Origin of the sequence: Streptomyces sp. 147326 (assembly GCF_045000215.1) — a bacterium.
GTDB lineage: Bacteria > Actinomycetota > Actinomycetes > Streptomycetales > Streptomycetaceae > Streptomyces.
The window spans coordinates 2,942,903-2,955,417 of sequence record NZ_CP134201.1; the positions used below are offsets into that span (position 1 = coordinate 2,942,903).

At 70.9% G+C, this 12,515-nt stretch carries 13 protein-coding genes; 4 read left to right on the forward strand and 9 right to left on the reverse strand.

What is annotated here, in order from left to right; all coding sequences use genetic code 11:
- Window positions 1-46: 46 nt before the first annotated feature.
- Complete coding sequence (locus RIU97_RS12760; protein WP_404956275.1) at window positions 47-1,219, reverse strand: hypothetical protein; 1,173 nt, start codon at window positions 1,217-1,219, stop codon at window positions 47-49.
- Window positions 1,220-1,365: 146 nt separating this feature from the next.
- Here RIU97_RS12760 and RIU97_RS12765 point away from each other — a divergent pair, with 146 nt between their 5' ends.
- Complete coding sequence (locus RIU97_RS12765) at window positions 1,366-2,589, forward strand: BTAD domain-containing putative transcriptional regulator (protein WP_404956277.1); 1,224 nt, start codon at window positions 1,366-1,368, stop codon at window positions 2,587-2,589.
- A gap of 42 nt (window positions 2,590-2,631) precedes the next feature.
- Here the strand turns inward: RIU97_RS12765 and RIU97_RS12770 are convergent, their stop codons facing one another.
- Window positions 2,632-3,276, reverse strand: coding sequence for a dihydrofolate reductase family protein (locus tag RIU97_RS12770; protein WP_404956279.1), 645 nt, complete (start codon window positions 3,274-3,276; stop codon window positions 2,632-2,634).
- 28 nt (window positions 3,277-3,304) lie between these two features.
- Window positions 3,305-4,018 (reverse strand): flavodoxin family protein, encoded by a 714-nt coding sequence (locus RIU97_RS12775; RefSeq protein ID WP_404956281.1) that lies wholly within the window; start codon window positions 4,016-4,018, stop codon window positions 3,305-3,307.
- 81 nt (window positions 4,019-4,099) lie between these two features.
- Here RIU97_RS12775 and RIU97_RS12780 point away from each other — a divergent pair, with 81 nt between their 5' ends.
- Entirely contained in the window at window positions 4,100-4,648 is a 549-nt protein-coding gene (locus tag RIU97_RS12780; RefSeq protein WP_404956283.1) for a PadR family transcriptional regulator, read from the forward strand.
- Between the two features lie 75 nt (window positions 4,649-4,723).
- Here RIU97_RS12780 and RIU97_RS12785 read toward each other — a convergent pair whose 3' ends face one another.
- Window positions 4,724-4,936, reverse strand: a complete 213-nt coding sequence (locus tag RIU97_RS12785) for an EF-hand domain-containing protein (RefSeq protein ID WP_319722101.1) — start codon at window positions 4,934-4,936, stop codon at window positions 4,724-4,726.
- A 254-nt stretch (window positions 4,937-5,190) separates the two neighbouring features.
- Here RIU97_RS12785 and RIU97_RS12790 point away from each other — a divergent pair, with 254 nt between their 5' ends.
- Both RIU97_RS12790 and RIU97_RS12795 read left to right on the forward strand, forming a co-directional pair.
- Window positions 5,191-5,958 carry a tRNA-dependent cyclodipeptide synthase gene (locus RIU97_RS12790; protein ID WP_404956285.1) on the forward strand — a complete coding sequence of 256 codons (768 nt, stop codon included), beginning with the start codon at window positions 5,191-5,193 and terminating at the stop codon, window positions 5,956-5,958.
- Window positions 5,939-7,180: a cytochrome P450 gene (locus RIU97_RS12795; protein WP_404956288.1), complete on the forward strand. Its 1,242-nt coding sequence runs from the start codon at window positions 5,939-5,941 to the stop codon at window positions 7,178-7,180. The genes RIU97_RS12790 and RIU97_RS12795 overlap by 20 nt, the downstream gene beginning before the upstream one ends.
- 92 nt (window positions 7,181-7,272) lie before the next feature.
- Here the strand turns inward: RIU97_RS12795 and RIU97_RS12800 are convergent, their stop codons facing one another.
- From RIU97_RS12800 to RIU97_RS12820, 5 genes are all read right to left on the reverse strand, one after another.
- The gene (locus RIU97_RS12800; RefSeq protein ID WP_404956290.1) at window positions 7,273-8,460 is read right to left on the reverse strand and encodes a YncE family protein; all 1,188 of its coding nucleotides are present in this window, start codon (window positions 8,458-8,460) and stop codon (window positions 7,273-7,275) included.
- Window positions 8,457-9,266: a polysaccharide deacetylase family protein gene (locus tag RIU97_RS12805; protein ID WP_404956292.1), complete on the reverse strand. Its 810-nt coding sequence runs from the start codon at window positions 9,264-9,266 to the stop codon at window positions 8,457-8,459. The genes RIU97_RS12800 and RIU97_RS12805 overlap by 4 nt, the downstream gene beginning before the upstream one ends.
- Before the next feature lie 365 nt (window positions 9,267-9,631).
- Entirely contained in the window at window positions 9,632-10,144 is a 513-nt protein-coding gene (locus RIU97_RS12810) for an ATP-binding protein (RefSeq protein WP_319723615.1), read from the reverse strand.
- A gap of 241 nt (window positions 10,145-10,385) precedes the next feature.
- On the reverse strand, window positions 10,386-11,153 hold the full coding sequence (locus RIU97_RS12815; RefSeq protein ID WP_404956295.1) for an enoyl-CoA hydratase/isomerase family protein: 768 nt from the start codon (window positions 11,151-11,153) through the stop codon (window positions 10,386-10,388).
- Between the two features lie 86 nt (window positions 11,154-11,239).
- A complete protein-coding gene (locus tag RIU97_RS12820; protein WP_404956297.1) occupies window positions 11,240-12,481 on the reverse strand; it encodes an Ig-like domain-containing protein in 1,242 nt (413 codons plus the stop codon).
- Window positions 12,482-12,515 lie beyond the last annotated feature (34 nt).

A 12,515-nucleotide genomic window follows, 5' to 3' on the forward strand; every position in this document is an offset into this window, starting at 1 on the left:
CGGGCCCGGGGCGTCGCACGTGCCCCGGGCCCGCCGCGGGCCCCCGTCACCCCGCCGGCCGGATCCTCATCCGGCTCGGGTCTCCGTCGCCGAACCAGTCCTGCGTGCACGCGTACCGGCCCGGCGCGGCCGCGCCCACCAGCCCGAGGCAGGCCGCCATCGCCCGCTGCCCGTGGGCGTTGGGGTGCATGGACTCCTCCAGCGTGCCCTGGGTGTTGGCGTAGTCGAGGAAGCGGAACCACTCGTGCTCGCGCGGGTCCGGTCCGCCCTGGCCCACCTGCTCGGTGCCCAGCACGCACACCTCGTGCCCGGCCAGCGCGTCCCTCAGGTCCAGGTAGTCGGTACCGCGGGCGCCGGCCACCGCCTTGACCATGTCGCCGATCTTCGGGACGAGCGTGTACGCCGCCCAGTCCGCGTCCCGGTCGTTGAACGGGCAGCCGTCCTTGAACATCCGGTCCGAGTCGTTCTGGTTCAGCCGGAAGGACTCCCCGCCCGGGATGGGCGAGGGGTAGGACTGCAGGACCAGCCGGTAGTCGCCGTCCGCGTACCCGGCGGCCCGCATGGTGGCCCGGATGTCGTCCGTCACCGCCGTGACCTTCGCCTTCACTCCGGGCAGCTTCTGCTCGACGAGCGGCGCCTGCTTCTTCCAGCACAGCCGCTTGAAGTACCAGTCGTACGCGCAGTCGCCGATGATCGTGCCGAAGCCGAGGTCGTTCCCGCCGATGGACAGCGCGATCAGCCTGACCCGTGCGCTCCGGGCCACGGCGGCCAGCTGATCGGTCTGCGGGGCCTCCCCCTGGTAGGGCTGCCCGCCGGCGGCCGCACTCAGGACGTTGACCGTCTCGGCGCCGGAGCAGGCCAGGTTGACGCGCTGCTCGATGCCGGGCAGCGGGGCGGCGGCTATCTCGGAGACGTCGGAGCGGTGGCAGCCGCCGACCGCGCCCGTCGCCCCGTAGACCTTGGCCGGGTCGTACTTCGAGCCGCCGGTCCAGGCCCGGTCGGTGCCGTTGCGGCTGCCTTCGTGGCGATCGGTGTTGCCGAGCCAGCGGCCGCCCTCACCGGAGATGAAACTGTCGCCCATCGCCACGGCGACGGTGGGCCCGGACGGGGCCGCCGAGGCGTCCGGGGCGGTGAGTCCGGCCAGGGAGAGCAGTGCGACGGTCAGCAGCGCGGCGCCGCGGGAGGCGGTGCGCGTGCGGCCGGGACCTGTCCTGGGCATGGGGGGCTGTCCTCTCGGAAGGGACGGGGCCGAAGCGGAGTCTGATCCACCCCTGCTCCGGCGAGGTGGGCAGAGGTTACGATCGGCCCCCACCGGCGGCCCATCCGCCGGCCACCCGTCCGCCACGGAGCGCTGCGGAGTCCGCCATGACCTTGGTCCTCTCCCTGCTGGGTCCGGTACAAGTCACCCTGGACGGCATTCCGTTGCAGCTCGGCGGGCCACGCGGCCGGCGGGTACTGGCGGCGCTGGCGCTGGAGGCGGGGCGGGTGGTGCCCACCGCCGGACTGGCGCAGGCCGTGTGGGACGACCCGCCGGCCACGGCCCGGGAGCAACTGCAGAACGCGGCCGGCCTGTTGCGCAGGCGCCTCGCGGGCGCGGGGGCCTCGGTGGTCCGCACGGATGCCGGCTTCCTGCTGGACCCGGGCCCGGCGGTGCTGGACGTACGGGAGTTCGCGCGGCTGCGGTGTGCGGCGGAGGCGGCGGCCGGTCCCGGCGCGGCCCGTGAACTGCTGGTCCGCGCACTGGGGTTGTGGCGCGCTCCGGCGGCGCTGGGCGGGCTGCGCGGGCGGATCTTCGAGGCGGCGGCGGCCCGGCTGGCACAGGAGCGGATCGACTGCGTCGAGCGAGCGCTGGCCGCGGACATAGCCCTCGGACGCCATGCGGAGGTCTGCCCGGAACTGGCCGTGCTCACCGGCGAACACCCTTTACGGGAACGCCTGGTGGAGCTTCACATGCTGGCCCTGTACCGCTCGGGCCGGCGCGCGGAGGCGCTGACCGCCTTCGACTCGGCGCGGCGCCGGCTGGCGCGGGAGGCCGGCCTGGACCCCGGCCCGGAACTGCGGTCCCTGCACGCGGCGGTCCTCGCCGATGCCGCTGAACTGCGCGGGCGCAGGGACTGGTGCACCGAGCCGGGGGAGGTGCCCGTACGCTCCGGCCGCGCCGGCCTGGACGTGGTGGGGGAGGACGGCGCGATGTGCATGCTCCGCTGGGTCGCCGACGCGCAGCGGATGCTGGGCAGGCCGGCCGAGGCGGCGGCCGGCTTCCGGGAGGTCCTGGCCCACACCCGCGGCTCCGGAGACCTGGCCGGGCAGAGCGCGGCCCGCATCGGGCTGGGCCGGATCGCGCTGGACGGCGGAGACGTGGCCGGGGCGCTGCGGCAGCTGCGGGCGGCGGACGAGCTGGGCCGCCGCTCGGGCCAGAGCCTGGTGCGCGTCCTGGCGGTGGAGCCCCTCGCCCGCGCCCTGCTGGCGTCGGGGGAGGCTGGCGCGGCCCGGGTCCTGCTGCGGGAGGCCCTCGCCAGCTGCCGCCGGATGAACGCCCGGCCGCTGCTGGCGCGGCTGGAGTCGGCACTGGCGGAGGTGCCGGCGTAGGGGTGTCCACCGCGCAACGGCGTCCCCGGGAGGGCCCTCCCGTCACCTCCGCCAGAACAGGTGGTGGGTCACACCGCTGGGACTGGGCACCACGTCGAGGTGGAAGCGGTCGAGCAGCTCGTCGGGGGTTTCCCAGAGCCTGACCCCGGATCCGAACTCCACCGGCGCGACCGCCACGTGCAGGGTGTCGACGAGGTCGGCGTCGAGGAACTCGCGGATGGTGGTGGCCCCGCCGCCGAGCCGGACGTCCTTGCCCCGCGCTGCTTCCCGCGCCCGGTCGAGGACCGTCGCCGGGTCGGCGTCGACGAAGTGGAAGGTGGTGTCGGAGAGCGTGAACGAAGGACGCGTGTGGTGGGTCATGACGAACACGGGGGTGTGGAACGGGGGCTCCTCACCCCACCAGCCGCGCCAGTCGTGGTCGGCCCAGGGCCCGCGCTGGGGTCCGAACTTGTTGCGGCCCATGATCTCGGCGCCGATGTTGTGCGCGAAGTCCCGGGTGAAGTAGTCGTCGAGGCCCCGGCTCCCGCCGGGGTCGGTGCGGTTGGGCCAGCTCGCGGTGGCTCCGGCCCAGGCGAACAGCTCGCCGGGATCGGCGTCGCCGAACGGCCGGGCGAGGCTCTGGTGCTCACCGGCACCGAATCCGTCGCGCGAGACGCTGAAGTTCTGGACTCTCAGTAGTTGCTGCACGGGCTGCGGGCCTCTCCGGGCGGCGGGCTCAGCGGTGCTCGGGGTTGGGGAAGTCGAAGCGGCAGCCGGCGTCCCAGAGCGAGCGCTGGTTGCCGTGGGCCGGGATGCCTCCCGAGCGCTTGAGCAGGGCGGCCAGGTGCATCAGGTTCCACGACATGAAGGTGGTGTTCCGGTTGGTGAAGTCGTTCTCGGGACCGCCCGAGCCCGCGTCGAGGTAGGACGGCCCGGGCCCGGCCTCGCCGATCCAGCCCGCGTCGGCCTGTGGCGGGATCACGTAGCCGAGGTGCTGGAGGCTGTAGAGGATGTTCATGGCGCAGTGCTTGACGCCGTCCTCGTTGCCGGTGATCAGCGCGCCGCCCACCCGCCCGTAATAGGCGTACTGGCCCTGCTCGTTCAGCAGGGAGGAGCAGGCGTAGAGCCGCTCGATGACCTGCTTCATCACGGAGCTGTTGTCGCCGAGCCAGATCGGGCCGCACAGCACGAGGATGTCGGCGTCCATGATCTGGCTGTAGAGGACCGGCCACTGGTCGCTCTCCCAGCCGTGCTCCGTCATGTCCGGCCAGACGCCGGTCGCGATGTCGTGGTCGACGGCCCGGACGAGCGAGGTGCGGGCGCCTGCCGCTTCCATGACCGCGCGGCTCTTCGCGATCAGGCCCTCGGTGTTGCTGGTCTCGGGCGAGCGCTTGAGGGTGCAGTTCACGAACACGGCGGTGAGGTCGGGGTACTCGAAGTCGGCGGACACTCCCCCAGCCTGTGGACCGCCGGGCCCGGCCGCCAGCCGGGGGCGGCCGTACGGGGGCGGCCGCAAATCTAGGATGGCGCCATGTCCCTCCCGCATGCCATCCTCACCGCCCTGCTCGAGAAGCCCTCGTCCGGGCTGGAGCTGACCCGGCGGTTCGACAAGTCGATCGGGTACTTCTGGTCGGCGACGCACCAGCAGATCTACCGCGAGCTCGGGCGGCTGGAGGAGGCCGGGCTGATCCGGGCGCTGCCCAGCGAGGTGCCCGTGCGGGGGCAGAAGAAGGAGTACGAGGTGCTGCCCGGCGGCAGTGCGGAGCTGGCCCGGTGGGTCGGCGAGAGCCAGGACCCCAAGCCGATGCGCGACCCGCTGCTGCTGCGGATCCGGGCGGCGGGCGTGGTGGGGCCGCAGGGGCTCGGCCCTGAGCTGCGGCGCCATCTGGACCTGCACCGGCGCCAGCTGGCGCAGTACGAGGCCATCGAGGAGAAGGACTTCCCGCCGGGGCGCGACGCCGTGGAGGACCGGCTGCGCCGGCTCGTCCTGCACGGCGGGATCGCCCTGGAGACGTTCTGGCTGACCTGGCTGGAGGAGGCCCTCGCCGAGGTCGAGGACATGTCCGGGCCGGAAGCCTGACGCGTACGTCCGTACGTCCGTACGTCCGTACGTCCGTACGCTCCCGCCCCGGCCGGCGGGGCGGGAGCGGAAGGACTACTTGTTCAGGGAGGCCCAGAACTCGTCGAAGCTCAGCAGGCCGTCGCCGTTCGCGTCCTTGGCGGCGATCACGGCGTCCGCGACCGGGCCGGTGACGAACGGGTCGCCCATGGCCGCCATGGCGGCCTTGAACTCGTCGGCCGTGACGAAGCCGTCACCGTTCACGTCGAACTTGCCGAACGTCGTCCGTGCGTTCTCGATGTCCGCCACTGGGTCCACTCCTTCTTGATGCCTGTTGACCGGCTCAGGGTAGCGGTCTCCCCGGCCGGCCCCCGCCGCGGGTCCCGTTCAAGCGGCAGATATAACTTCAATTACCCTTCCGTAATACGGAAGCGATAATTCCAGCCAACAAATCCGGCCGCCACTTGTCACACTCCGGGGCCACGGCATAACGTAACGGCATTGCCGCCACACCAGGAGCGCAGGGCTCCCAGGGACAAGCGGCAACAAGGGCGATCACACAGGTGACGATCACAGCTGACGCATCATTCGAAGTTCTGCCCTTCACGCGCACCTGCCGCCATATCTGGGAAGACGGCGACCATGTGCTCATCGGAGTGAGTCCCGGGAACAGCTACTTCAGTTCCGAGCGCATCGCCGGCCTCGCCCAGTGGGCCACGACCCGCTTCGCCCAGGTCGACTTCGTCTACGCCGACCTCCACGTGGACCGGATGTTCGCCGCTTTCGGCTACAGCCGCGAGCACGCGGAAAAGCGCGCCGCGAAGGAAATAAAGGCGGTCCGGCGGCGGATCCTCAAGGGCGTGGAGGAATCAGGGCCCGGGCAGTCCGAAATCCGCGTGCGGGCCCTGTCGGAGTTCCAGCCGAACCCGGTGTACCAACTGCTGCACCGCCGCGTCCTGCATTTCCTGGAAACCGACGACGAATTCCGCAAGGGCTGCGAGGAGATGGCCCTGCATTTCATCGGCTCCAAGTTGCCGGAAGGTGAATCGATCACAGACGACCAGTTGCAGGTCTGTTTCGATTACATGGCTGCCGAGCTGCCGTTCTTCGTGGACACCCCGAGCATTCTCGACGTGCCGTCCTCGGTGGCGGCCTACCACGTCAAGATGCCGCTGACCGATGTCCTCTTCGCGCGCGGCGGGGGCCTGCGCGCGACCCGCAACCAGGCCTACGCCGTCGTACGGCCCGAGCCCGCCGCGGCCGCCGCACCCCGGAGCGCCGTGAACCACGCACCAGCCGAAAGGACCGCCGATGAGCGTCGAGCAGCTTGAGGGCCTGGAGAACCGGGTGCCGCAGCCGCTCCTCGACTTCCCGCTGTCGCGGCGCGGTGACGTGCTCCCCGAGGAGTGCGCCTGGCTGCGCGAGAAGGCCCCGGTCGCCAGGGTCCGCACCCTCACCGGGGACCCGGCCTGGCTGGTGAGCAGCTACGCGCTGGCCAAGCAGGTGCTGGAGGACGACCGCTTCAGCCTCAAGGACACGGCGAACGCCGGGGTCCCGCGCCAGTACGCGCTGACGATCCCGCCCGAGGTCGTCAACAACATGGGCAACATCAACAGCGCCGGCCTGCGCAACGCCGTGATGAAGGCGCTCAATCCGCGCCAGAAGGGGCTGCAGGAACTGCTGCGCGCCAAGGCCGGCGAGCTCATCGACCGGATCGTGGCCGAGGGCGGCCCGGCCGACCTCCGGGCGGGGTTCGCCGACCCCTTCTCGGCGGCCCTGCACTGCCAGGTGCTCGGGGTGCCCTTCGAGGAATGGCGCCGGCTGATGTCGGGGCTGGACGTCGCGTTCATGACCGCGCGCGAACCGTTCGCCGACTCGGCCCTCAACTGGTACAAGGACGTGGGCTACTTCGCCGGGCAGCTGGGCGTGCAGCTCGCGCTGGCCCCCGAGGAGCGTACGGGGCTCCTCGGGAGGTTCGCCGGGCTGAAGGAGGCGGACCCGGAGTCGGCCCGTCTGACCGACGACATGTTCGCGACGGTCGCCGTCTCGCTCTTCGGCGCGGGCGCGGTCTCCACCTCGGCCTTCCTCACCCTCGTGGTCCTCGCGCTGCTCCAGAGGCCCGAGCTGATCGGGTACCTGCGCGAGCACCCGGACCGGATGGGCAGGGCGGTCGACGAGCTGCTGCGCTGGAACCTGTCCGTCGGCGACGGCCTGCCGCGCATCGCCCTGGCGGACGTCCGGGTCGGCGACGTGCTGGTCAAGGAGGGCGAGCTCGTCCTCGTCCTCCTGGAGGGGGCCAACTTCGACCCGGAGGCCTTCGAGAACCCGGACGAGCTGAACCTGGAGCGCGAGAGCCCGAACGCCCATCTCGCCTTCGGCGCCGGGCGGCACTTCTGCCCGGCCTCCGCGCTGGGCCGGGCACACGCCGAGATCGCGCTGGAGGTGCTGGTCGAGCGGCTGCCCGGGCTGCGCCTCGCGGTGCCCGCCGAGAACCTCGTCTGGCGCACGGGCTTCATCAAACGGCTTCCGGAGCGTCTTCCGGTCGCCTGGTAGTCCGTGGCCCGACGGGTCGGTGACGGTGTCCCGGGAGTTGTGCGAGCTCCCGGGGCGCCGTCGTCACGTCCCTCGGCTGCCGGAGCCTTCGGCTACCGGAAGATCCCGGTGTGGCCGAGCGAGTAGCGGCCGGGCTGCGGGTACACCGCGAGCCCGTGCGGGCCGCCGCCGACCGGGATCCGGGCGAGCTGCTTGCCGGTCACGGTGTCGATCGCGTACACCTCGGAGTTGTAGCGGCCCGACAGCCACAGCACCTTGCCGTCGGCCGACACCCCGCCCATGTCGGGGCTGCCGCCGTCCGGCAGCGTCCACTTCTTGGTGAGCTTGTTCTCGGGGAAGTTGAAGACCGAGATCGTGCCCTCGCCGCGGTTGGAGACGTACATCTCCTTGGAGTCGCGGCTCACGTACAGGCCGTGGCAGCCCTTGCCGGTGGGCAGCAGCTTGGGGGTCTCGAAGGTGTCGCCGCTGAGCACCCACATGCCGTGCGCCATCATGTCCGCGACGTAGAAGGTCTTCCCGTCCGGCGAGATCTTGACGTCCTGCGGCATCGCGCCCTCGAACGGCAGCTTCTGCTGGCCGATGACCTCCATCCGCTCGGTGTCGACCTTGAGGAGTTCGCCGGAGAACTCGCAGCTCACGATGAAGTAGCGGCCGTCGGCGGAGAAGTCCGCGTGGTTGACGCCGTAGCAGGTCACCGGGACGGTCTTCACGCGGTCCATCGTGTGCGGGTCGCGGAAGACGAGCTCCTTGTCCATCGAGGCCATGACGATCGCGTACTTGCCGTTCGGCGTGAAGTACAGGTTGTACGGGTCGTGCACCTCGACGGGCTTTCCGGCCTCTCCGGTGGCCGGGTTGATCGGGGTGAGCGTGTGGCCGCGGTTGTTGTTGACCCACAGGGTCTTCATGTCCCAGGAGGGCACCACGTGCTGGGGCTGGACGCCGACCGGGATGGTGTCGATGACCTGGTAGGTCACCGGGTCGATGACGGACACCGTGTTGGAGCTGGTGTTCGGCACGTAGACGCGCGACGGGAAGTCCTTGACCACCGGGGAGAGCTTGTTCGGCCGGTCCGCCGCGTAGACGTCTTTCGGATCGAGGACCGGAGGCATGCCGGGCAGGCCGGGCGGGAGGGCCGGGACGGCCTTGACGGGCTTGGCCGGGCCCTTGGTGCCGAGCGCCTCGGCGGGCCCCTTTTCGGCTGCTCCGCAGCCGGCCAGGGCGGCGAGGACCAGACCGGCCAGCAGCACGGTGACCTTCCGGGGAAGGCGGGTGGTCGTCATTGGGTCAGCAGCTCCGTGGTGGTCACCGCGCGCAGCTTGCGGCGCGCGAGTTCTTCGAGGAGGGGAGGCATCGCGTCGACCGTGTCCGCGTAGCCGAAGTGCAGGCTCACCACCGATCCGCCTTGGATCGTCCCGGTGACGGTGCGGATGACGGCCGCGGCGCCGGGCGAGGTGAAGTCGAGGGAGTCCACGTCGTACGAGAGGACGTGCGGGTAGCCGGCCCGTTGGGCCAGTTTCTGGACGAGCGGGGTCGCGTACTGCGTCTGGGAGGGCCGGAACCAGGTGCCGATGGAGCCGGTGAGCCGCTTGAGCCGCTGGGCGCAGCCGGTGATCTCGGCGTAGGCCTCCGCCTCGGGGAGGTCGTTGAGCGCGAGGTGGCGCTGGGTGTGGTTGCCGAGCTCGTGGCCGCCGTCGAGGACGCGGCGGGCCATGTCCGGGTGGGCGTCGAGCCAGCTGCCGATCGCCAGTACGGTGACCCGCGCGCCCCCGCGTTCGGCCTCGGCCAGGACCGCCTTGGCGATGGCGGGGTCGCCGTTGCCGTGGAAGGTGAGGGCGACTCCGGGGCGGTCGCGCGGCCCGTGGCCGATCTCCACGGGCTGCCCGGCGAACCGGCGCGGGGCGGCGGCGGCCGCCTTGGCGGGCCGGTCGGGTCTGGCCGGACCGGGGGGCGGAGCGGAGGACGCGGTGGCGGGGCGGCCCGGTCCGCAGGCGGCGGTCAGGCCGGCCGCCGCGGCGCCGGCCGCTCCGAGACCGGCCGCACGCAGGGCCCCGCGCAGGGCCGCGCGGCGGCCTGGATGTGAGAGCACCTGCCCATTTAAGGGGTGGATGACCCGGAAGGTAATGATTGACCCAATTTGAGACGTTCACCAGAAGGCGCCGAACGGGTGGCCGATCCTCTACGTGATCAACGATTTACTGAGAGGTTCCGAAGGTTATTCATCGATTGCGAGGCGAGTGGCCCACCTCACCTAGGATTTAGCGAGAAAGTCTTATGATTTGCCCACTTATGTCCAACTAGAGACTTTTGGCGTTTGGACCCTCGTCTGCCATAGTCGGAAGCACGACTTCCCCATTGACCCGAGCGAAGTCACCACGCCGAGGATCACACCCCCTTCGATCCTCGGCGCACCCATGAAGCCCCCACACCGCCCCATCGCGGCGCCCGGGGGCTTCAGGCGTTCTGGCGGTCGGCGACCCGCATCTCGAACCAGGTGATCTTGCCGCGCGGCAGCAGGTCGGCGCCCCAGCGGTCGGACAGTTTGTCGACGAGGAAGAGGCCGCGGCCCGTGGTGTCGAGCTCGTGGACCGGCATCAGGCAGGGCAGTCCGCGCGAGGGATCGCGCACCTCCACCCGGATCCAGCCGCGGCGGCGCAGCATGCGTAAACCGAAGGAGCGGGCCCCGGTGTGCCGCACCGCGTTGCCGACGAGTTCGGATACCAGCAGGACGGCGTGCTCGGCGATCTGCGGCGAGAGACCCCAGAGACGGATCACCACGCACTGGGTGAGCCGGCGCGCCGTGCTCGCCGACTCCGGCATGGACGGCAGCGTCACTTCCGCCTCGGCCGGATTCCCGTACAACTCCAGCGCCTTGAGACCCTGTTCGTCCTCAAGGGCCGCCGTGAGCCGTACCGCCGAAGCGCTGCCGCGCTGCCGCGGCTGTTCCACACCCTCCAGGCCCGCCATGCACCCATCATGGACGGCCGGCCTGCCCCTCCGGGCCGTTCCAGAGGAAAACACCCCCCGGATTCAACGAATCCAAGGGGGTGTCCTGTCATATGCGGGAGGCAACAAGGGGGCCTCAATACCCAGTTTGACCTGCGGTGACACACGGCAGGAAATTGATCACCGTGAGTGGATCACCCTTGCTGCTTAAGGCTGCCTTAAGGCCTGGCTAATCCACCCACAGGGAGGACCGGCGTCGCGCTCAGACGAACTTCGCCTTGCCCGGGCCGTCTTCAACGAAGCTGCGCATGCCGCGCTCGCGGTCCTCGGTGGCGAACAGGCCCGCGAACCAGTTGCGTTCGATGGTGAGACCGGTGTCGATGTCGGCCTCCAGGCCGGCGTCCACGCACTCCTTGGCGGCGCGCAGCGCCATCGCCGGGCCCTGCGCCAGCCCGGCGGCCCAGGCGTGCGCCTGCTCGTACACCTCGGCGGCGGGCACGACCCGGTCGACCAGGCCCAGGGTGAGCGCCTCGTCGGCCTTCACCATGCGTCCGGTGAAGATCAGGTCCTTGGCCTTGGACGGGCCGATCAGCCGGGACAGCCGCTGGGTGCCGCCCGCGCCCGGGATCAGGCCGAGCAGGATCTCGGGCTGGCCGAGCTTCGCGTTGTCGGCGGCGATCCGGTAGTCGGCGCACAGCGCGAGCTCGCAACCGCCGCCCAACGCATAGCCGGTGACGGCCGCGACGACCGGCTTGGGGATCCGGGCGACGGCGGTGAAGGCGTCCTGGAGCGCGCGGGACCGGGCGACCATCGCCGCGTGGTCCATCGTCTGCATCTCCTTGATGTCCGCGCCCGCCGCGAACACCTTCTCGCCGCCGTAGATGATGACCGCCCGGACGTCGGCCCGGTCGGTCGCCTCCACCGCGAGCTCGCGCAGCCGGTCCTGGGTGGCGATGTCCAGGGCGTTCATGGGCGGCCGGTCCAGGCGGAGGGTGCCGACGCCTTCGGAGACTTCGAGAGAGAGGGTCATACGGGCCAGGTTAGCGCCGGTTAACGTGAAGTGGCCCGGTGCTGTGGGTCACAGCACCGGGCCACTTCACGGGGTACGGGACCCGCTTACTTGATCCACTCCGCCCAGTCCATGTTCCAGCCGTTGAGGCCGTTGTCCGGGGCGATCTGCTTGTCCTTGGAGTTCTTCACGACGACCACGTCGCCGATGAGGGACTCGTTGAAGAACCAGGCGGCGGGCTGGTTGTCGTCGCCGGCGCCGCGGACGTCCTTGAGGCCGACGCAGCCGTGGCTGACGTTCGCCGAGCCGAAGGTGCCGGCGGAGGCCCAGTAGTTGCCGTGGACGAAGGTGCCCGACTGCGACAGGCGCATCGCGTGCGGGACGTCGGAGATGTCGTACTCGCCGCCGAAGCCCACGGTCGCGCCGTTCATGCGGGTGACCTTGTACTTCTCGCTGATGACCATCTGCCCGTTGTAGGTGGTGGTCGACGGGGCGCCCGCGGTGATCGGGAGGGTCTTGATGACCTGGCCGTCACGGACGACCTGCATCTCCTTCTCGCTGGCGTCCACCGTGGAGACCTGGGAGCGGCCGATGGTGAAGGTGACCGTACGGGTCTGCTTGCCGTAGACGCCCGGGCGGCCTTCGACTCCGTCGAGGGCGAGCTTCACGGTGACCTTGGTGCCCGCGGCCCAGTACTTCTCGGGGCGGAAGTCCAGGCGGTCGTTGCCGAACCAGTGGCCCTCGACCGGCACGGCCGGCTCGGCGGTCACGGTGATGGCCTTCTCGACGGCCTCGGGGTTGGTGATCCCACGCGTGAAGTTGATCGAGACCGGCATGCCCACGCCGACGGTCGCGCCGTCCTCGGGCGTGTAGTGGCCCACGAAGGTGTTGGTCGGCGTCAGCGTGGTGAAGGTGGTGTCCTTGGCGGACTCCCGGCCGGCCTCGTCCTTGGCGACCGCGTGCACCTTGTACTCGGTGGCGGAGGCCAGGTGACGGGCCGGCTCCCAGTTCGCCCCGTCGTCGGTGAGCTTGCCCTCGACCGCGTTGCCCTTGGTGTCGGCGACGGTCACCGTGGTGAGCTTGCCGCCGGTGCTGGAAATCTTCAGGACGCCGCTGGTGGCGACCTCCTTGGCCCCGTCGTCGGGCTTGACGCTGACGACGGCCTTCGACGCCTCGGTCCCGTTCTTGGCGCCGCCCCCGGCGTTGTCGCCGCCGCTGCCGCTGCTGTTACTCCCGCCACCACCGCTGCACGCGGTGGTGAACAGCAGGGCCGCCCCCAGCAGAAGGGCCGGCAGGCCGGTGCGGGCGCGGCCGCGTATCGGCTGCAGGTTCACTCTTGTTCTCCCCATGTCCCCCGCGCGCGGACAGTCGCGCGCTTGTCGA